This window comes from Salegentibacter maritimus, assembly GCF_016236915.1.
GTDB lineage: Bacteria > Bacteroidota > Bacteroidia > Flavobacteriales > Flavobacteriaceae > Salegentibacter > Salegentibacter maritimus.
Genome location: NZ_JAEHOK010000008.1, coordinates 34,557 through 54,029, shown reverse-complemented (window position 1 = coordinate 54,029; position 19,473 = coordinate 34,557). Strand labels below are relative to the sequence as shown.

Sequence of the window (19,473 nt, the reverse complement as noted above, 5' to 3'; positions counted from 1 at the left end):
AAAAAAAGGCCCTCTAAATTTTTAGAGGGCCTTTTCATATTTATTAGAAATTAGGTCTTATTTAGCAGACTTCATTCCTTCTTCGATCATTCCGTAGAATTGGTCTAACTTAGGAAGAACTACAATTCTTGTTCTTCTGTTTTTAGCACGACCTTCAGCAGTTTCATTTGTAGCAACAGGAACATAGTAACTTCTACCAGCGGCAGTCATTCTTGCTGGCTCTACACCAAATTCGTCCTGAAGAACTCTAACTACAGAGGTAGCTCTTTTTACACTAAGATCCCAGTTGTCTTCAAACATAGCTGTTTTGATAGACTTATCGTCTGTATGGCCTTCTACCATAAACTCGATGTCTGGCTTGTTTTTAACTACAGTAGCAACTTTACCAAGTACTTCTTTGGCACGGCTGGTAACATTGTATCTACCACTATCAAATAAAAGCTTATCTGAAATAGAAACATAAACCACACCTTTTTCAACATTAATTTCAATGTCTTCATCGGCCATATTACCTAAAGCACCTTTTAAGCTGGTTACTAAAGCTAATGTTACAGAATCTTTTTTGCTAATGGCATCACGCATAGATTGGATAGCCAAATCTTTTTCTTTAATGCTTTCTAAAGAACGTTCAAGGTTTTCTGCTTCTTTCTTAGAAAGAGTTGCCAGATCGCCCACGTTATTAAGCAGTGCCGCATTGGTGTTATTAAGTCTTGAAATTTGTTGGTTAAGGTCTTGTTTGTCCTCTAAACATGCATTTAACTTAATAGTAGCAGTGTTTAACTCATCTTGAGTTTGTTTTTGTTTTTCTTCAAGCTCTGCATATTTCTTGTTAGATACGCAAGAGGAGAACAAAAGAACGGCAGTAGCCGATAAAAGCATAATTCGTTTCATAATCTTGTAATTGTAATTAATGTTAGATGTTTCAAAAGTATCAAAAAAAGTAAAGCAGAAAAAGAAGCTTTAGCATAAGTTTGATTCCTTTTATTTTAATTTTAAAAATTCTTTTCTACGTAAGCAAAAATAAGACCAAATAATGGATTTTGTAAGGAAATAATGCTTGTTTTTTATAAGGTTCTTTCGTTTTGATCGAATTTTATTAAAGTTTGAATAGAATCCTGCATGGGCCTTAAGGATAGCGTAAAAATGAGAGAACTTACCTTCTGCAATAAATTTGATTCCTGCTACTCCATCAAGAACCATTCTAATAAACAATATACCATACACATTTGGTGCCGGTATGTTTTTTAAAAGCATATACAGGCTATTTCTAAAATTGAAAAAGGTTTTTTGGGGATTCATGCTGTCTAAGGTTGCACCACCCACATGGTAAACGGCAGAATTGCCACAAGATTTTATTTGATAGCCTAAATTATGAATACGCCAGCATAAATCAATTTCTTCCTGATGCGCAAAAAAATCCTCATCTAGTGCACCGACTTCCCAATAAACATTTTTACGTATTACCAGGCAGGCACCACTGGCCCAAAAAATAGATGCATCGTCATTGTATTGCCCATGGTCTTTTTCCAAACTGTCAAAGATCCTGCCCCTGCAAAAGGGATAGCCGTATTTATCTATATATCCTCCCGCAGCCCCGGCATATTCAAAATAATTTTTTCTTTTAAAATCCAGGATTTTAGGTTGAACAGCCGCGGTTTTAGGCTGATTTTTAAAAATTTCTATAATAGGTTTTAGCCAGTTTTCGGTAACTTCTACATCGCTGTTTAGCAATACAAAAATATCTTCATTTAATTTAGAAAGTGCCTCGTTATAGCCTTTGGCAAATCCGCCATTTTCTTTGTTCTGAATAATTTTTACCCCAGGAAATTTTTCCTTTAAAAGTTCTATAGAGTCATCTGTAGAAGCATTATCGGCTACGTATATATTGGCTTCTTCTGAAAAGCGAATTACCGAAGGCAGGAATTGTTCTAGCAAAGCGCGTCCATTCCAATTTAAAACCACTACCGCTATTGTCATTGTTTTTTATCTTTTTCAGCTGTAAAATAATCTGGGATTTCGGGCAGAAATTGATACTTTTCTTCTTTGTAGTCCAGTTTGCAAAAATAATGTTGCAGGCCGTTGGTAAGCATTAAATAGTCTGCTTTTAAACTTAAATTGTACCGGGCAATTTGGTCAAAAACTTCCTGTGTAATTTTTATATGTGGAGCTTTGCACTCTACCACTACTTTTATTTTTCCGTTAGGATAAAAAACTACGGCATCATAACGTTTGCTTAGCTTCCCCAGTTTAAGCTGCTTTTCAACATTAATATGGTTTTTAGGATATTTCTTTTCTAAAATAAGGAATCTTACCACGTGTTGTCTCACCCATTCTTCAGGGGTTAGAATCACAAATTTTTTCCTGAGTTCATCAAAAACGGCTACTTTATTTTCACTATTTTTGAACCGAAACGAATATTTGGGAAAATTAAGCGCTAACATAGGCCAAAAGTAAAAAAGAAAATCACAGCGCCGCAAGCTTCAGTATAATTTAAAATTAAAAAATCCTTCACCTACATGGAAGAAGCAAAAGAGATTGTAAATAATATTCAAAAAGGAACTGTATCTCCGCTTTATTTTTTAATGGGCGAAGAACCCTACTATATAGATAAGATCTCAGATTTTATAGCACAAAATTTACTGGCGGAGGAAGAAAAGGGTTTTAATCAAATTATTATGTATGGTCGAGATACCAACATAGATGAAATTGTAAGTAATGCCAAGCGCTATCCCATGATGGCCGAAAGACAGGTAATTATTGTAAAGGAAGCGCAAGACCTATCGAGAAGCATAGAAAAACTGGTAGATTACGCTGAAAACCCGCAGGCTACCACTACGTTGGTTTTTTGTTATAAATACAAAAGCCTTGATAAGCGTAAAAAGCTTTCTAAGGTTTTAAAGAAAAATGCAGTTTTATTTGAGAGTAAACGTCTTTACGAAAACCAGGTGGCCGATTGGATTATGAAGACTTTAAAGTCAAGAAATTATACTATTTCGCCCAAAGCCGCGCAAATGCTGGTAGAGTTTTTAGGAATTGATCTTGGGAAAATTGATAATGAACTTAATAAACTTCAACTTATTACCCCTGAAGGTACCCAAATAACTCCAGAGCTTATAGAGCAGAATATAGGAATAAGCAAAGACTTTAATAATTTTGAATTGCGAAAAGCTATTGGAATGCGAGATTCTTTAAAGGCACATCGCATTGTAAATTATTTTGCACAGAATCCTAAAGACAATCCAATGGTGGTAACCATTTCCTTGTTATTTTCCTATTTTTCTCAAATTATGCAGTATCATGGGCTCCCCGATAAATCTAAAGCGAATGTGGCCAGGCAGCTTAAAGTGCATCCTTATTTTGTAGGCGATTATATAGCTGCGGCAAAAAATTATCCTATGAAAAAAGTAAGCCAGGTAATTGGACTTTTGCACGAAAGCGATGTGAAGGGAAAAGGTGTGGGAGCGGTGAATATTTCTCACGGCGATTTGCTCAAGGAATTAATGGTAAAGATCTTAAACTAATATGAGCAAAATAAATACGTGGATTAGTGCTGCCAGGTTAAGAACATTGCCACTTTCTATATCAGGGATTATTGTGGGAACCACTATTGCAGTTAGTGAAGGTGTTTTTAACCTTGTTATTTTTAGCCTTGCACTGGCAACAACACTGGGTTTGCAGGTGCTTTCCAATTTTGCGAACGATTATGGAGACGGTGTTAAAGGAACCGATAATGAGGATAGGGTGGGGCCACAACGTGCTTTACAAAGTGGCTTAATTACTCAAAAAGAAATGCTTCAGGGAATTATTATCACTACTGTTGTTACCCTGCTTTTTGCTGTACTACTTATCTATGCCGCTTTTGGAAAGGAAAATTTAGGCTATGCTTTGTTTTTTTTCTTTTTGGGAATAGCTGCAATAGCTGCCGCCATAAAGTACACCGTTGGTAAATCGGCATACGGATATCGTGGATTGGGCGATGTTTTTGTTTTTCTTTTTTTTGGAGTTGTGGCCGTGTATGGTTCTTATTTTTTATATGCACACCATTGGAATTGGTTGGTATTGTTACCTGCTTTTAGCATAGGGCTTTTAAGCGTGGGTGTTTTAAACCTTAATAATATGCGCGATCGCGTATCAGATGAAAAGGCAGGAAAGATTACACTAGTTGTAAAATTAGGCGCGAAAAAAGCCAGGAACTATCACTATTCGCTTATACTGGTCGCTATCTTATGTCTAATTTTATTTACTGTGCTTAGTTTAGAAAGTATAAACGATTTTCTTTATATCCCGGCTCTCGTTCCATTAATCCTTCATCTTAAAAGAGTGGTGGAGAATGAAAATGCCGTACTCCTGGATCCCGAGTTAAAAATCTTGGCAATTTCTACTTTTGCCACTTCCATACTTTTTGGGCTGGGACAGGTTTGGTAGCAAGTTTAACAAAATTATATATTTGGTAATTTGAAGTAATTTTTATTGAATGCTTAAATTAGAAAAAACCATAAAAACGAAGTTATGAAAATCACTTTTTACGGACAGAGTTGTTTGGGAATTAAAATTGGGGATATCCATGTATTGGTAGATCCGTTTATTACCGGTAATGAGTTGGCAAAGGATAAAATTAATATCAAGAATATAAAGGCCGATTATATCTTATTAACGCACGCCCATCAGGATCATACCTTAGATGCAGAGGAAATTGCAAAAAACACCGGAGCTGTAATTGTAAGTAATTTTGAAATTGCCAATCATTACGAAGAAAAAGGTATAGAAGTTCACCCTATGAACCACGGAGGTAATTGGGAATTTGAATTTGGAAAAGTAAAATATGTAAATGCTGTACATACCAGTTCTTTTCCAGATGGTAAATACGGTGGCCAACCCGGAGGTTTTGTGATAGAAGGGGAGCATAAAAATATCTATATTGCCGGAGATACGGCCCTAACCATGGATATGCAATTAATACCCCAACATACCACCCTGGACTTAGCAATTCTCCCTATTGGAGATAATTTCACCATGGGAGTAGAAGACGCTATTATTGCCAGTGATTTTGTAGAATGTGATAAAGTTCTAGGCTGCCATTACGATACTTTTGGCTACATTGAGATTAATCACGAAGAAGCTAAAAGAAAATTCTTTGATGAAGGTAAAGACTTAATGCTGCTGGAAATTGGAGAAAGTTTGGAGCTTTAGTTACAACTTAGCTAAACAATAAAAATATATGCAGGCAGAATACAAGAAGTATGTCTTAAAATTTAAACGCCCCAGCGGAACTTCGCGGGGCGTTCTTACTACTAAAGAAACCTGGTTCCTAAAAATTACCGATGCCGGTAAAACCGGGTATGGAGAATGTGGAATTCTTAGAAGCCTTAGCGTAGACGACAGGCCAGATTATGAAGAGAAACTACAATGGGTTTGTAACAATATTAATTTAGGCGAAACTATGCTTTGGGAAGAATTAAAAGAATTTCCCAGCATTCAAATTGGGGTAGAAATGGCTTTTAGGTCTTTACATTCGGCCAATCCTTTTGAGATATACCCTTCTGAATTTACCCGGGGGAAATCGGCAATACCAATTAACGGATTGATATGGATGGGTGAAAAGTCGTTTATGAAGTCGCAAATCCAGGAAAAAATTGAAGCCGGTTTTGATTGTATTAAAATGAAGATTGGCGCCATAGATTTTGAGGCCGAATTGGAACTTTTAAAATATATAAGAACCGAATTTTCTCCTGAAGAAATAGAGTTACGCGTAGATGCTAATGGAGCTTTTAAACCAACCGAAGCTTTGGAGAAGCTAAAACGCTTAAGTGAATTCCAGTTACACAGTATAGAACAGCCCATTAAACAGGGGCAAACGGAAGAAATGGCTCAATTATGCGAAGAGACTCCGCTTCCTATAGCTTTAGACGAAGAATTAATTGGTGTTTTTGATGTAACGAAGAAGAAAGAATTGTTACAAACAATAAAACCGCAGTATATTATTTTAAAACCTAGCTTAATTGGAGGTTTTAAAGGTGCCCAAGAGTGGATTGATCTTGCCGGAAAACAAAATATTGGCTGGTGGATTACCAGTGCCCTGGAAAGCAATCTGGGGTTAAATGCAATTTCTCAATTTACCTTTAGCAAAAATAATAAAATGCCGCAGGGCCTGGGAACGGGGAGTTTGTATACTAATAATATAGCATGTCCGTTAGAGGTCACTAAAGGAAATATTCAATATAACCCAACAAAAAATTGGGATTTTAATTTTTAAACCATGTATATAGCTGAAGCTTTTAAATATCGCCACGAATTTTGGCGATACATCATTGGAACAATATTGGTTGTTGGTGGAGTTCTTATAGGCCAAATACCTTTAGGTGTAGCTATTTTTCTGGAGCGGGGAATGGAAATAGCATCGATGACTGAGGGAGAACTTATGCGGGTTTTAGATTCTAACTTTACCTTATTTCTAATCCTATTAACTTTTGCTGCAGGATTGGGAGTCCTGGTTTTGGTAGTAAAGTTATTGCATAACCAAACCTTAAAGTCGCTTACCACCAGCCGTAAAAAAGTTGACTGGGGACGCGTTTGGTTTGGTTTTGGGCTTGTAGCTGCTTTTACAATTAGTGTTACTTTGATAGAGTATATGCTAAGCCCTGAAGACTTTTTGGTGAATTTTAAACCGGTTCCTTTTGCTATTCTTGTGGCAGTTGCTTTAGTAATGATTCCGTTACAAACCAGCTTTGAAGAATATTTATTCCGGGGATATTTTATGCAGGGCCTGGGGGTATTGGTCAAAAATCGTTGGGTACCTTTACTGGTAACTTCAGTTTGCTTTGGAGGCTTACATTTTTTTAATCCTGAAGTAACCCAAATGGGAAACTTAATCATGGTTTATTACATAGGTACAGGATTTTTACTGGGAATTATGACATTAATGGATGAAGGTATGGAATTGGCTTTAGGCTTTCACGCCGGAAACAACCTTACCGCGGCCTTGTTAATTACCGCCGATTGGACTGCATTCCAAACCGAATCTATTTTTAAGGATATTTCCGATCCAACTGCCGGTCTTGACGTGTTGGTGCCGGTATTTATAATATACCCTCTTTTCCTTTATATCATGGCCAAAAAATACGGTTGGAGTGATTGGAAAAATAAACTTTTTGGTCGCGTAGAAAAGCCTGAAGTAATAAAACCTATTGAAGAAGTTTAAATTTATCATTACAATTTATTAACTTTCAGTATAGAGGAATGTAACATATTTGGTTTTAAATATGGCAGATAATTATAAATTACCGGAAACGCATCCAGATTTTAGGCTGAATAAGCGACATTTTACCAATGCCGAATTACATTCTATTGCTTATAGTTTTATAAAGGAAGGAGAAGCTTTTGAAGAAAAAGTAGGAAGTTTCCTGTTAGATTGGATTAAGCCTTCTAAGTATGTAGAAGTAAAAACATCGGGTTCTACCGGAACTCCAAAAGTGATAAGAATTAAAAAGGAGTTTATGATTAATTCGGCCATAGCTACTTCCCGGTTCTTCGACCTACCCGAAAAGACAACTGCTTTATTGTGTTTACCCGCTAGCTATATTGCCGGAAAGATGATGCTGGTGAGGGCAATGGTATTAGGTTGGCATTTAGATATGGTACCGCCTTCCTCCAACCCCTTAGATCAGGTTTTTAAGCGATATGACTTTTGTGCCATGACCCCGTTTCAATTAGATAATTCGGTGGGGCGGTTACATCTTATAAAAAAATTAATTGTGGGAGGTGGGGCAGTTTCCCCAAGATTGCAAAAAATGGTAAAAGATGTAGATACTAAAGTTTACGAAACTTATGGAATGACAGAGACGGTTACCCATATTGCCGCCAAAAGATTAAATCCGTCAAAAAACAAGAAAAAGTCACGCGTATTTAAGGTTTTACCTAATATTAATATTTCTAAAGACGATAGGGGTTGCCTGGTAATTAAAGCTCCTAAACTTTCAGATGATATTATCGTTACAAATGATGTAGTTGATATTCTTACCTATAAAAAGTTTAGATGGCAAGGCAGGTTAGACAATGTAATTAACTCGGGAGGAATAAAACTGCACCCTGAGCAAATAGAGAAAAAGCTTTCAAAAATTATAGATCAGCGCTTATTTGTAATTGGGATGCCCGATGATTCTTTGGGAGAAAAATTGGTGTTATTTGTTGAAAACGAATTTTCTGAAGCTCTTTTGGCTCAATTACAGCAAGAGATTAAAGCTTTAAAAAGCCTGGAGAAATATGAACGACCAAAAAAGATTTATCTTATCGAAAAATTTGAAGAAACTCACACCGGGAAAATACATAGAGAAAATACGTTTAAAAGTAAGATGAATTAAGTATCCTAATTTAATACCAAACAAAATCTTCTTATTGCTGCATTTTCATTGAATAGTCCATAGAATGCTTACCAGAGCCATAAAATAGAAAAAACAGGCTTAAAATTAGTACGATGCTAGCTTCCAACAATCTGCCGGGCTGCATAACACCTATAAAGTTTATGGCAATGGCACCAAGAATAATAGGTAATTGAACGATAATGGCCCAACGTGTAAGTAGGCCAACCGCTATAAGTACACCGCCAATTAAATGGGCAAAAGCTACATAATGCACCGTAAACATGGTGCCTCCGTAACCTTCAAGAGGCTTTATAAGGGCTATAAGGGTTTCTGTTTGAGAAATAAAGTTGATTCCTTTTATAAAAAGAAAAACTCCCAGGGCAATTCTTAAAATATCAATGAAATAATAAGTGTGCGCATTTGCCCACTTATTGAGGGATTTTACGCTTGTCATATCTCTAGCTTTAAAGTTATATTGACTTAAGTTACTGAAAATTAATGATTTGTTGTGATAATTATTTGTTATTATTTTATTTTTAGGCACAAAAAAATGGCTGATTAAGAAGGAATTAGTATCAATTTTTGAATTTAATTACTTCCTAAACAGCCATATTATAAGGCTCTAGCTTCTCTATTTTTTAAAACTGGTTTGAATATAAAATTCCAGTTCGTTTACTTTTATTTTATCTATCGCAACATTCTGCTTTATGTTTTGCCATTGGTTAGTAGGATTAATCCTTATTTCTTTTCCATCTATAAAAATATCGACAGGCATTTTGAAACCTTCAACATCTGTCACCCATTTAACCTGTGTTTTCCCATCTTTTTTTCTGAACTGCAAATTAGGTAGGGCAGCATGTCTTAGATATTGGTCAAATATTGGTTGTAAATCTACTTCAGTTGCTTCATTAAAGAAATTTTCGGTAGTTCGGGTATCAATAATTTGATGCTTATAGGTTTCAGTATAATCCTTTAAGGTCTTCCACCATAATTCATCGTTATCATAAATACTACGAATGGTATTTAGCAAATTAGCTCCTTTAAAATACATGTCTCCGGAGCCTTCGCTATTTACGCCGTAATCGCCAATAATTTTTGAGGTATTCCCAAGTCCGCTGCGGGTGCCTTTAAGGTATTCCTGCGCTTCTTTTTTACCCCAACGGCACTCTATATACACTGCTTCAGAATAAGAAGTGAAGCCTTCATGAATCCACATATCGGCAATATCTCTAGCGGTAATACTGTTGCCATACCATTCGTGACCCGATTCGTGAATAATAATAAAATCCCATTTTAGACCAATCCCGGTCCCCGAAAGATCATTGCCTTTGTAGCCCATTTTATATTCATTTCCGTAGGCCACAGCACTTTGGTGTTCCATACCCAGGTAAGGGGTTTCTATTAGCTTAAAACCATCTTCCACAAAAGGATATTCACCAAATTTTTCGTAGAAGCAATCCATCATGGGTTTTACCTCTTTAAATTGCTTTTTAGCTTTTTCCAGGTTGTAGGGTAACACGTAATAGTCTAAATCTAGATCTCCGTAGGAATCTGAAAAATGCTCGTAATTTGCGATGTTAATCATCACGTTGTAGTTATTAATAGGGTTTACGGTTTTCCAGCTCCATTCGGTAAAGCCGTTATCCAAATCTTTTTCGCCTAAAAATTGACCGTTAGAAACATTCATTAGTCCGTTTGGAACGGCTATATCCAGTTGCACTTCCTCTGGTTCGTCACTTTGATGATCTTTATTTGGATACCAAAGGCTTGCCCCGGTTCCCTGCACGGCTACGCCAATCCAGGGATTGCCATTTTTATCTTTGTCCCATACAAAACCACCATCCCAGGGTGCATTTTTTGCCACAATAGGCTTTCCGGAATAATAGAACTGAATTTCGCCCTGTTCATCTGCTTCTACCAATTCATCTAATTCGATAAAAACCGCATTATGTTTACGTTTAAAATCTAAGGCTTTATTGTTTTGAAGAATAGAATCTACGTCCATGTTCTCAAAAAGATCTATTTGAATGCTAGAAAGATTTTCTTCAGCAATAAAGCTAATGGTGTTTGAGCCCGAAATAAATTGTTTTTCGGGTTCTACTTTAAGCTTTAAATGGTATTTCTGAACATCAAAAGCGCGTTCAGGCCTTAAAGAGCCCCTTAAGGAATCGGCTTCGGTATATTTACCGTCTTTGTTGCTTAAAACCTGGGCACTTAAATTGAGTGTAAGTATTAAAAGTATAAAAGTTAATAGGCTTGGTTTCATTATTTGTTTATTATGATTTGAAATAAAAAAAGGAACTAATCTGTGTAAATTCGAAATCTGATTTTTGAATGATTAAAATTTGAATTCCTCTTTAACTCTTCAATAATTAGAAGTTTTTTTATCTCTTACTTTTCAGAAGCATTCCAGAAATATATTCCCCCTTTGGAGCCTGTCCTGAATTCACTTCGGGAGGGCAGGGGGCTTGTAATTTCATGTTTGTATCACTCCTAAGTTAAAATCCTTTTCAATAGGCGCATGGTTGGCGGCTTCAATCCCCATAGAGATCCATTTTCTGGTGTCTAAAGGATCTATTACAGCGTCTGTCCATAGTCTTGCGGCTGCATAGTAAGGAGAAGTTTGTTCGTCGTAACGTGATTTTATCGCATCAAAAACTTCTTTTTCCTTTTCCTCATCAACTTTTTCGCCTTTTTTCTCCATGGCAGCGGTTTCAATTTGTGCTAAAACCTTTGCTGCTTGTGTGCCGCCCATTACAGCAAGCTCGGCACTGGGCCAGGCTACGATAAGTCTAGGATCGTAAGCTTTTCCACACATCGCATAATTTCCTGCACCGTAAGAATTGCCCATAATAATAGTGAATTTTGGTACTACCGAATTACTAACCGCATTTACCATTTTGGCCCCATCTTTAATAATTCCGCCGTGCTCACTTTTACTGCCTACCATAAAACCGGTTACATCCTGAAGGAAAACCAATGGAATTTTTTTCTGGTTGCAGTTTGCAATAAAACGGGTGGCCTTATCGGCAGAATCGGAATAAATCACTCCACCAAACTGCATTTCTCCTTTTTTGGTCTTTACAATTTTACGCTGATTGGCGACTATACCAACGGCCCAACCATCTATACGGGCGTAACCGGTAATAATAGTTTGCCCATATCCTTCTTTATATTCCTCAAATTCAGAACCGTCTACCAGTCGGGAGATAATTTCCCTAACATCGTATTGATCGCTTCGCTTTTTAGGCAAAATTCCATAGATTTCTTCTTGCTTCTCTTTGGGTGCTGCGGCTTTTTTATGGTTAAATCCGGCTTTATCAAAATTGCCCATTTTATCCATGATGTTTTTTATGCGGGTAAGAGCATCCTTATCGTCTGTAGCTTTATAATCTGTAACGCCGCTAATTTCACTATGTGTCGTGGCTCCTCCCAGGGTTTCATTGTCTATAGATTCTCCAATGGCAGCTTTTACAAGGTAACTTCCGGCAAGGAAAATACTTCCGGTTTTTTCTACAATAAGGGCTTCATCGCTCATAATAGGAAGGTAAGCACCTCCGGCAACACAACTTCCCATTACGGCTGCAATTTGAGTGATTCCCATACTGCTCATTACTGCATTATTTCTAAAAATCCTTCCGAAGTGTTCCTTATCAGGGAAAATTTCGTCTTGCATGGGAAGGTAAACCCCGGCGCTATCTACCAGGTAAATGATGGGGAGTTTATTTTCAATGGCTATTTCCTGGGCTCTCAGGTTTTTCTTTCCGGTAATAGGGAACCAGGCACCTGCTTTTACAGTAGCATCATTAGCGACTACAATACATTGCTTCCCCGATACATAGCCAATCTTTACCACTACGCCTCCTGAAGGACAGCCACCGTGTTCTTTGTACATACCTTCACCGGCAAATGCACCAATTTCTATAGCCTTCGATTTATCGTCCAGTAAAAAATCAATACGTTCACGGGCTGTCATTTTCCCCTTGGCGTGGTGTTTTTCAATACGTTTTTCACCTCCTCCCAGCTTTACGCGTTTAAGTTTATGATTTAATGAAGAAACCAAAAGTTTGTTATGATCTTCATTCTTATTGAATTTCATATTCATATATTGTAAGTTTCGAGCTTTATTGTTATTAAATAAACTTGAATACTGCTAAAATTTTTATCAATTTTTCAGTAAAAAGCGAAAACTTCGTTCTCTTTTGGCTAAAATACAAAATAGGCTTTATTCTTAAAGTGGATTTTGAGGCTAAAATGTTCGATATTTGTACAAAACCTTTTATTATGGGAATGAATAAAAATACCATCTTCGCCTGGGCATCTTTTGCTTTGTTTTTAATTGGAGCCGCAATTATTTTATTAGGCGTACTTAAATATAGGGATTATGCTATTGGATTCTCGGTGGTGGGAATTGGTTTTTTTGCAATTTCCTGGGCTTTTAATGCTCTAAAAGGCAGGATTTAAGTTGAAATTATAAGCTATGAGTGCTGCAAAAGATCAACTGCTTAAGCATTTAAAAGGTGGAGAAGCTTTTGCTTCTTTAGAGAGTTTTATAGATAAAATTCCTTTTGAGAAACTGGGGGAGCGTCCCTATCAATTACCATATTCATTCTATGAACTTTTTTACCATGTGGTTTTTGCCCAAAAAGACATCGTAGATTATGCTATTTCAAGTGAGTACAAAGCTCCTAATTGGCCCGATGATTATTGGCCTGAACGGTTGGCGCCTGAAAGCATGGAAGCCTGGGATAACCTCAAGAAGGAATATTTTAATAATAGGGTGTTGCTGGAAAAATTCCTGCTAGATCCCAAAAACGAGCTTAATAATCCGGTTATTAATTCTGAAGAGCATAGCTTGTTTCGGGAGGTGCTTCTGGTTATAGAACATACGGCCTATCACACGGGCCAAATGCTCATTATTTTACGTCTACTGGGACTTTATAAATAGTGGGGTGGTGTGAGTTTTATTTTAGATATTTGCAAACTTAAACAGATTAAAAAAATAGTATATGGCAGATGATAAAAAAGTGATTTTTTCAATGTCTGGGGTAACCAAAACTTTTAAAAATGCGAATACTCCTGTTTTGAAAAATATATACCTTAGTTTTTTCTATGGTGCAAAAATTGGAATTTTAGGTTTAAACGGTTCCGGTAAATCTACTTTGCTTAGAATTATAGCAGGCGAGGATAAAAATTACCAGGGCGATGTGGTTTTTTCTCCCGGATATTCTGTTGGTTACCTGGAACAGGAACCAAAATTAGATGAAGATAAAACAGTTCTTGAAGTAGTAAAAGAAGGTGTGGCCGAAACGGTTGCTATTCTGGATGAATATAATAAAATAAACGACCAGTTTGGTTTGCCTGAAGTATATGAGGATGCTGAAAAAATGCAGAAACTTATGGATAAGCAGGCGGCACTTCAGGATAAAATTGATTCTTCTAATGCCTGGGAGCTGGATACTAAGCTGGAAATTGCGATGGATGCACTTCGCACACCCGAGGCCGATAAAAAAATTGCGGTGCTTTCTGGGGGAGAAAGAAGACGTGTAGCCCTGTGTAGGTTATTGCTGCAGGAACCGGATATTTTACTGCTTGATGAGCCTACAAACCACCTTGATGCCGAATCTGTACATTGGTTAGAACATCATTTAGCCCAGTACAAAGGAACCGTGATTGCTGTAACGCACGACCGTTATTTCCTTGATAACGTTGCCGGTTGGATTTTAGAGTTAGATAGGGGTGAAGGTATTCCGTGGAAAGGAAATTACTCGTCCTGGCTAGACCAGAAGTCTAAACGAATGGCACAGGAACAAAAGCAAGCCAGCAAACGTCAAAAAACGCTTGAACGTGAGTTGGAGTGGGCAAAAATGAACCCTAAAGGTCGCCAAAGCAAGCAAAAAGCCAGGCTTAAAAATTACGATAAGCTATTGAGCCAGGATCAAAAGCAAATGGACGAACAGCTGGAAATTTATATTCCAAATGGTCCAAGACTGGGCACCAATGTGATTGAAGCCAATGGCGTGAGTAAAGCTTTTGGTGATAAATTGCTATATGAAGATTTAAATTTTAAACTTCCGCAGGCTGGAATTGTAGGGGTTATCGGTCCTAACGGTGCCGGTAAAACCACAATTTTTAAAATGATTATGGGAGAAGAGCAGCCAGATAAAGGAAGTTTTGAAGTTGGTGAGACTGCAAAAATCGCTTATGTAGACCAGGCACATTCTAACATTGATCCTGAAAAAACTATTTGGCAAAACTTTAGCGACGAGCAGGAATTAGTTATGATGGGTGGCCGCCAGGTAAACTCAAGAGCTTATTTGAGCCGATTTAACTTTAGCGGAAGCGAACAAAATAAGAAAGTAAATATGCTTTCTGGTGGAGAACGCAACCGACTTCATTTAGCGATGACGCTTAAAGAAGAAGGTAACGTGTTACTGCTTGATGAGCCTACCAACGATTTAGATGTGAATACCCTTAGGGCACTGGAAGAAGGTTTAGAGAATTTTGCCGGATGTGCAGTAGTTATATCTCACGACCGTTGGTTCCTGGATAGAATTTGTACACATATTTTAGCCTTTGAAGGAGACTCTCAGGTTTATTTCTTTGAAGGAAGTTTCTCTGATTATGAGGAGAATAAGAAAAAACGTTTAGGTGGCGATATTATGCCGAAACGTATTAAATATAAGAAATTGGTGAGATAAGCCAATTTCACCCTGAGTTTATTTTAAGGTTTAAAATGCTTATTAACAATAACTTTGATCCTGAAACAAGTTCAGAATGACGTTAATTTGATTTATAAATAAAAGCCTCACAGTTTTTTAAATCTGTGAGGCTTTTTTATACTATTCTTTCTCTGGTTTCTTTTTCTTCTTTGGAGGCATTGGACCACGAAGGTGAATTATGAGTCCGTTAAGGAAATTCCGAAGAAATTGATCGCCACATTCTACATATTTTGGGTGGTCTTCGGCTCTAAAAATTGCACCCAATTCACTTTTGGTAACTTTAAAATCTACCAAAGCACAAATTTTTACAATATCGTCGTCTCTTAATTTGTGAGCGACCCGTAATTTTTTAAAAATATCGTTGTTTGTTAATCCCATAGTGCAAAAATAGTTTTTTCCCAGGTTTAGTTTTTAGTTTTTCAGGTTTAATTGGTTTTCAATGGCAGTAATTTTAGCTATATCGGCTTTGTTCTCTATTGTTGATTTGGCGTCTGTAAGAAAATTTTTAGCCTCATTATCAATTATTTTATAATAGTCTTTATGAATAGCTTTTTGATTTTTCAGGTAATAAAAGAGCATCCCCACTTTTTGTACGATAATAATATCATGTTTGCAATACGCTCTTATGGGAGCCAGAACCTGGTATAATAATTCTTTGAAATCTACACTTCGCATCTTTATTAGCACCTGGTCTTCAGTTTTTAAAAATTCGGTATCTTTCTTTTGCATTCTTAACGCAAGTAGCTCGGTTAAATAGTCTATGGCGTTTAAGGCGGTTCCGGGATCGTTAATGCCCGGCGACATAGCTTTTACTATAACTTCGGTAATTTGTTTAAATGCCAAAACGTAGTTTGTACTAACCAACTCGCCGCGTGCAAGGCTAAAATTAGACAGTACTTTTTTTACGGTTTCTTCGTCTAACTCTTTTTTTGATTTAAAAAGGGGGATTCCGTTTAAAATAAAAATTCCTTTTACGGGTAAGATTTCAATTTGAGTTTCTTTTTCCTTGCAAATATCCAGGAGGTTTTTTGAAGATAAATTTTGAAAATATCCGCTTTCCTGTGAATGATACTCGTGCCAGTTCTTGGTTTCTGGAAAATCCTGAACTTCTTTTTTTTCATTCTTCACTAACAAATTTAATCGGCTCTTAGCCTGACGAAAAATGCGATCCAGGATATTGTTAATTTGAATACTTTGCGAAATATTGTGAATAAAATAGATAAAAGATCCTATACAAATAACAGTAAAAATAATTCCTACCAATACTGAAAAACCTGGTATTTGATGTGAATCTCCTTCGGGCTGAATTGAAACGGCCACAAAAATACAATAGAGTATTGTAGCCAGGTAGATCCCCAGGATAATTTGGTGATTTTTATCAGAGATAAGTCCGGGTAGTAGTCTGGGCGAATAATTACTGGAGGCCTGGTTTAGTAAAACCATTACCATAGAAAAGCTAAAAACCATCATAGAAATAAGTCCGGTAATACAAGCGGTTAATATACTTAATGCTGTATTTCCATTATTTACTACCAGCATTGGGATATGTTCTATCAGGTATTTTGAAATGCCTTTATTTTCGATATAGATGAGTATAAAAGCGAATAAAAAACCTAGAATAGCAAATACACTGGGGTAAAATGCAATTTTGCTTTGCAGGTTGAAAAGGATGATATAAATGCGATTAAAAAAATGCTTCATAGAATTTTTTGGAAAGGTACTTAAATATGCTTTAAGATATGTTTCTTTATTCATTTTGTCAAAATGACATTTATTTTCACCGTATAGGTGTCAAAAAGACATGTTGTTTGAATTGGAATTTAATTTGCTAATAGATTATCAGAAGAAGTAAAAAAATAAAGTTTAACAAAAATTATAAAGCTATGAGTTTAATTAAAAGAAATGAGGCCAACTGGCTGCCATCTGTTTTTGACGATATGTTTAAAACCGATTGGTTAGGAGGAACTACAAATGTGAACAGTATTGGAACCAGCATTCCTGCTGTAAATATTCAGGAAACCGACGACCATTTTAAAGTAGAGGTTGCCGTACCTGGTAAAACCAAGGAAGATTTCAACATTGAATTAGATAATGATGTTTTAACCATTTCTTCTGAAGAGAAAAAAGAAAGTGAAACTTCAGAAAAAAATGGAAGATACACCAGAAAGGAGTTTAGTTACAGTACTTTTAAAAGAGCATTTGGCTTACCAGATTCTGTGAATAGCGAAAAAATATCAGCTTCTTATGAAGATGGAGTTTTGGCGATAGAACTTCCAAAACGAGAGGAAGCTAAAGTGCAACCTAAACGAATGATTGATATTTCGTAATTTTAATAGTTGATTTAGTTAGTTAAAAAAACGTCCCTTAGCGGACGTTTTTTTTATGCGGGTATTTTACGTATTTAAAAATGCTTTAATCAAAGCCGGAAAAGGGATTTATGGGGTAAAGATATACGCAATTGTATTTTTATTCGTTAAAAAGAAACCGGGAACTCTATAATTATTTTATATAATATGATATATTTACCCACAAGAACAGACCTACTAAATCTATTTTTATGAATAAATATTTTGTACTAATTTTTATTAGCATTTTTTGTGTCTCTGTCTCTCAGGCACAGGAATATAGTTTTGGAATAAAAGGAGGTGCCAATTACTCTATGACCGGCGAAATTGACGGTAGTTCCTCGGGAGGTGCAGGTTTTTTTGATGGAGTTGTTGAAGGGCAACCCAAAGTTGGTTTCCATGCAGGGGTATTTTTTGAATTGAATTTTGGGAAGTTTTTTGTGCGTCCTGAGGTGATATTCAATTCTATGGAGATGGAATTCGAATTTCCCGCGCAAAATTCAATATACGCGGTAGAAAAGTTAAGTATTCCCCTCTTATTTGGATATAATGTTTGGGGGCCTATAGATGTTTATGCGGGGCCTGCTTATCAAAACATTATGAATGCCACCATTGAAGGTACCGAGCCGGTGAACCAAACTATAATTGTGCAAAACACCCCTCTTGCTGTGCAGGCCGGAATTAAAGCTAGCATAGGAAGGTTTGAATTGGGCGTGAGATACGATAGGTCTTTGGCAAGTCAGGAATCACAAGGCCTTGACTTTAATAATGGACAGTATGGTATTAATTTGACCGAATATGATGATTTAAGGGTAAACCAATTTCTATTAAGCCTTAGTTTTAAGATTGGCGACAGCGAATCTAATACAGGCCGAAGGAGAGGAAGAGGCTGTTATTTCTAAATAACATGTCTTAAGATAAAAAAAAGCCTTAATTGTTAATTTTTCAATTAAGGCTTTTTTTGTTGGTGTTTTTTATAAATATAACGCTTAAAATTATTAAATTGATAGGTGTATTTACATGCTTAATTTATTAAAATGAAAGATTTGTATTCCATAAAGCCAAAAAAGCGGAAACGCCTTATTTTAATATTAAGTATATTCTTTGCTCTTTTATTAATTACAGAATTTATAGAAAAACAGAGTTTAAAAAGTATAGACCAGGATTTTTCTTCCCTTTATCAAGATAGGCTTTTACCTGCCTCCCAAATGTATGAACTCTCCAGGATACTCCACGAAAAAAGAATGTTTTTTGAAAATATTGAAGATGGTGGTGATTTTGTGGCCAAATTAAACTTAGAGGAAATTGAAGCTTATAATGCCCGGATTAATCAGCTAGTAGAAGAATATGGGAACACTTATTTAGTAGATAGGGAAGCTATTTATTTTGAAGAGTTTAATAAACATTACCAGGAATATCTAATACTGGAAAATACCATACTTAAAAATCTACAGGAGAACGATTATAATACGGCGCGTTATCTTATTAAAAAGAATACCAACGAATATTTTAAAATATTGGATTTAGATTTGCATAATATGGCGCGCATTCAGCCAGAGGTAGGAGAAGAACTTTTGGCTCACTACAAATCTAACTCAGGTATGCATACACTCCTAAACTATTTTAAAATTGCTTTAACCATTCTAATTGGCATTTTTATCCTGCGACTTCTTGGTTTAGAAGAACTGCTTCGCCGTCCCAAACAGAAGTTTGAATTAAATTAGGCGTTTTTATTAGAGTAAATTGTAGGAATTTTCTTTAAAATTTTCAAAATTGTCAAGTTTTTTAATTTTTTTTCTTTTGTTTTTCTTTAATTAAAATGCTTTCTTTTTTTGGATAAAGATTGATTTTTATCAATAAAACGTTTCGTTTTTACGTATGCTTTTTTAGGGAGTGCTTATTTTTATTTTGAATGATAATGCTGATTAACAATGTTTTAGGTATTATATCGAAAAAACATCAAGTGGATGCTAATTATATGTAAATTTATGTAGGAATAAGATGCCTCCACCTTCTATTCCTATTTCCCCCCAGCTACCCTTAATTTTA

General features: G+C 36.1%; 20 protein-coding genes. 12 read left to right on the top strand and 8 right to left on the bottom strand.

Annotation, left to right across the window (positions count from 1 at the left end; all coding sequences use genetic code 11):
* Positions 1-57: 57 nt before the first annotated feature.
* The 3 genes from I6U49_RS07655 to I6U49_RS07645 all read right to left on the bottom strand — a co-directional run bounded on the left by I6U49_RS07655 (position 58) and on the right by I6U49_RS07645 (position 2,441).
* Positions 58-891: an OmpA/MotB family protein gene (locus I6U49_RS07655; protein WP_198628219.1), complete on the bottom strand. Its 834-nt coding sequence runs from the start codon at positions 889-891 to the stop codon at positions 58-60.
* Positions 892-981: 90 nt separating this feature from the next.
* Complete coding sequence (locus tag I6U49_RS07650) at positions 982-1,977, bottom strand: glycosyltransferase family 2 protein (RefSeq protein ID WP_198628218.1); 996 nt, start codon at positions 1,975-1,977, stop codon at positions 982-984.
* Complete coding sequence (locus I6U49_RS07645; RefSeq protein ID WP_198628217.1) at positions 1,974-2,441, bottom strand: type I restriction enzyme HsdR N-terminal domain-containing protein; 468 nt, start codon at positions 2,439-2,441, stop codon at positions 1,974-1,976. Before I6U49_RS07645 ends, I6U49_RS07650 begins: the two co-directional genes overlap by 4 nt.
* Positions 2,442-2,516: 75 nt before the next feature.
* Here I6U49_RS07645 and holA point away from each other — a divergent pair, with 75 nt between their 5' ends.
* From holA to I6U49_RS07615, 6 genes are all read left to right on the top strand, one after another.
* Positions 2,517-3,521, top strand: a complete 1,005-nt coding sequence (holA, locus tag I6U49_RS07640) for a DNA polymerase III subunit delta (protein ID WP_193710563.1) — start codon at positions 2,517-2,519, stop codon at positions 3,519-3,521.
* 1 nt (position 3,522) lies between these two features.
* On the top strand, positions 3,523-4,425 hold the full coding sequence (locus I6U49_RS07635; RefSeq protein WP_198628216.1) for a 1,4-dihydroxy-2-naphthoate polyprenyltransferase: 903 nt from the start codon (positions 3,523-3,525) through the stop codon (positions 4,423-4,425).
* A gap of 84 nt (positions 4,426-4,509) precedes the next feature.
* Positions 4,510-5,190, top strand: coding sequence for a metal-dependent hydrolase (locus I6U49_RS07630; protein ID WP_193710565.1), 681 nt, complete (start codon positions 4,510-4,512; stop codon positions 5,188-5,190).
* A gap of 28 nt (positions 5,191-5,218) precedes the next feature.
* Complete coding sequence (locus I6U49_RS07625) at positions 5,219-6,253, top strand: o-succinylbenzoate synthase (protein ID WP_198628215.1); 1,035 nt, start codon at positions 5,219-5,221, stop codon at positions 6,251-6,253.
* Positions 6,254-6,256: 3 nt separating this feature from the next.
* Positions 6,257-7,198, top strand: a complete 942-nt coding sequence (locus I6U49_RS07620; RefSeq protein WP_198628214.1) for a CPBP family intramembrane glutamic endopeptidase — start codon at positions 6,257-6,259, stop codon at positions 7,196-7,198.
* Positions 7,199-7,259: 61 nt separating this feature from the next.
* Positions 7,260-8,357, top strand: coding sequence for an AMP-binding protein (locus I6U49_RS07615; protein ID WP_193710568.1), 1,098 nt, complete (start codon positions 7,260-7,262; stop codon positions 8,355-8,357).
* A gap of 31 nt (positions 8,358-8,388) precedes the next feature.
* On the opposite strand, the gene I6U49_RS07610 is transcribed toward I6U49_RS07615, so the two are convergent.
* The 3 genes from I6U49_RS07610 to I6U49_RS07600 all read right to left on the bottom strand — a co-directional run bounded on the left by I6U49_RS07610 (position 8,389) and on the right by I6U49_RS07600 (position 12,462).
* Positions 8,389-8,811 (bottom strand): DoxX family protein, encoded by a 423-nt coding sequence (locus tag I6U49_RS07610; protein ID WP_193710569.1) that lies wholly within the window; start codon positions 8,809-8,811, stop codon positions 8,389-8,391.
* 177 nt (positions 8,812-8,988) lie between these two features.
* Entirely contained in the window at positions 8,989-10,623 is a 1,635-nt protein-coding gene (locus I6U49_RS07605) for a M1 family metallopeptidase (RefSeq protein WP_198628213.1), read from the bottom strand.
* 210 nt (positions 10,624-10,833) lie between these two features.
* Positions 10,834-12,462, bottom strand: coding sequence for an acyl-CoA carboxylase subunit beta (locus tag I6U49_RS07600; RefSeq protein WP_198628212.1), 1,629 nt, complete (start codon positions 12,460-12,462; stop codon positions 10,834-10,836).
* 179 nt (positions 12,463-12,641) lie between these two features.
* Between I6U49_RS07600 and I6U49_RS07595 the strand changes: the two genes are divergently transcribed.
* From I6U49_RS07595 to ettA, 3 genes are all read left to right on the top strand, one after another.
* Positions 12,642-12,821, top strand: coding sequence for a CAL67264 family membrane protein (locus I6U49_RS07595; RefSeq protein WP_193710572.1), 180 nt, complete (start codon positions 12,642-12,644; stop codon positions 12,819-12,821).
* A gap of 16 nt (positions 12,822-12,837) precedes the next feature.
* Positions 12,838-13,305, top strand: a complete 468-nt coding sequence (locus I6U49_RS07590; protein WP_198628211.1) for a DinB family protein — start codon at positions 12,838-12,840, stop codon at positions 13,303-13,305.
* A gap of 61 nt (positions 13,306-13,366) precedes the next feature.
* The gene (gene ettA, locus I6U49_RS07585) at positions 13,367-15,058 is read left to right on the top strand and encodes an energy-dependent translational throttle protein EttA (protein ID WP_193710574.1); all 1,692 of its coding nucleotides are present in this window, start codon (positions 13,367-13,369) and stop codon (positions 15,056-15,058) included.
* A 141-nt stretch (positions 15,059-15,199) separates the two neighbouring features.
* Here the strand turns inward: ettA and I6U49_RS07580 are convergent, their stop codons facing one another.
* Positions 15,200-15,457, bottom strand: coding sequence for a DUF1456 family protein (locus I6U49_RS07580; RefSeq protein ID WP_193710575.1), 258 nt, complete (start codon positions 15,455-15,457; stop codon positions 15,200-15,202).
* 33 nt (positions 15,458-15,490) lie between these two features.
* Complete coding sequence (locus I6U49_RS07575) at positions 15,491-16,834, bottom strand: DUF2254 domain-containing protein (protein WP_317191853.1); 1,344 nt, start codon at positions 16,832-16,834, stop codon at positions 15,491-15,493.
* Positions 16,835-16,962: 128 nt separating this feature from the next.
* Here I6U49_RS07575 and I6U49_RS07570 point away from each other — a divergent pair, with 128 nt between their 5' ends.
* The 3 genes from I6U49_RS07570 (at position 16,963) to I6U49_RS07560 (ending at position 19,148) form a co-directional block, all read left to right on the top strand.
* Positions 16,963-17,406, top strand: coding sequence for an Hsp20/alpha crystallin family protein (locus tag I6U49_RS07570; protein WP_198628210.1), 444 nt, complete (start codon positions 16,963-16,965; stop codon positions 17,404-17,406).
* Positions 17,407-17,636: 230 nt separating this feature from the next.
* Positions 17,637-18,326, top strand: coding sequence for an outer membrane beta-barrel protein (locus tag I6U49_RS07565; RefSeq protein WP_198628209.1), 690 nt, complete (start codon positions 17,637-17,639; stop codon positions 18,324-18,326).
* Positions 18,327-18,461: 135 nt separating this feature from the next.
* A complete protein-coding gene (locus tag I6U49_RS07560; protein WP_198628208.1) occupies positions 18,462-19,148 on the top strand; it encodes an MCP four helix bundle domain-containing protein in 687 nt (228 codons plus the stop codon).
* Positions 19,149-19,473: the final 325 nt, after the last annotated feature.

Coding starts and splice junctions, on each gene's coding strand:
- I6U49_RS07595 (WP_193710572.1), top strand. CDS start 12,642: ATGGGAATGAATAAAAATACCATCTTCGCCTGGGCATCTTTTGCTTTG.
- holA (WP_193710563.1), top strand. CDS start 2,517: ATGGAAGAAGCAAAAGAGATTGTAAATAATATTCAAAAAGGAACTGTA.
- I6U49_RS07630 (WP_193710565.1), top strand. CDS start 4,510: ATGAAAATCACTTTTTACGGACAGAGTTGTTTGGGAATTAAAATTGGG.
- I6U49_RS07655 (WP_198628219.1), bottom strand. CDS start 891: ATGAAACGAATTATGCTTTTATCGGCTACTGCCGTTCTTTTGTTCTCC.
- I6U49_RS07605 (WP_198628213.1), bottom strand. CDS start 10,623: ATGAAACCAAGCCTATTAACTTTTATACTTTTAATACTTACACTCAAT.
- I6U49_RS07580 (WP_193710575.1), bottom strand. CDS start 15,457: ATGGGATTAACAAACAACGATATTTTTAAAAAATTACGGGTCGCTCAC.
- I6U49_RS07570 (WP_198628210.1), top strand. CDS start 16,963: ATGAGTTTAATTAAAAGAAATGAGGCCAACTGGCTGCCATCTGTTTTT.
- I6U49_RS07590 (WP_198628211.1), top strand. CDS start 12,838: ATGAGTGCTGCAAAAGATCAACTGCTTAAGCATTTAAAAGGTGGAGAA.
- I6U49_RS07615 (WP_193710568.1), top strand. CDS start 7,260: ATGGCAGATAATTATAAATTACCGGAAACGCATCCAGATTTTAGGCTG.
- I6U49_RS07575 (WP_317191853.1), bottom strand. CDS start 16,834: ATGAATAAAGAAACATATCTTAAAGCATATTTAAGTACCTTTCCAAAA.
- I6U49_RS07625 (WP_198628215.1), top strand. CDS start 5,219: ATGCAGGCAGAATACAAGAAGTATGTCTTAAAATTTAAACGCCCCAGC.
- I6U49_RS07600 (WP_198628212.1), bottom strand. CDS start 12,462: ATGAATATGAAATTCAATAAGAATGAAGATCATAACAAACTTTTGGTT.
- I6U49_RS07610 (WP_193710569.1), bottom strand. CDS start 8,811: ATGACAAGCGTAAAATCCCTCAATAAGTGGGCAAATGCGCACACTTAT.
- ettA (WP_193710574.1), top strand. CDS start 13,367: ATGGCAGATGATAAAAAAGTGATTTTTTCAATGTCTGGGGTAACCAAA.
- I6U49_RS07620 (WP_198628214.1), top strand. CDS start 6,257: ATGTATATAGCTGAAGCTTTTAAATATCGCCACGAATTTTGGCGATAC.
- I6U49_RS07645 (WP_198628217.1), bottom strand. CDS start 2,441: ATGTTAGCGCTTAATTTTCCCAAATATTCGTTTCGGTTCAAAAATAGT.
- I6U49_RS07635 (WP_198628216.1), top strand. CDS start 3,523: ATGAGCAAAATAAATACGTGGATTAGTGCTGCCAGGTTAAGAACATTG.
- I6U49_RS07560 (WP_198628208.1), top strand. CDS start 18,462: ATGAAAGATTTGTATTCCATAAAGCCAAAAAAGCGGAAACGCCTTATT.
- I6U49_RS07650 (WP_198628218.1), bottom strand. CDS start 1,977: ATGACAATAGCGGTAGTGGTTTTAAATTGGAATGGACGCGCTTTGCTA.
- I6U49_RS07565 (WP_198628209.1), top strand. CDS start 17,637: ATGAATAAATATTTTGTACTAATTTTTATTAGCATTTTTTGTGTCTCT.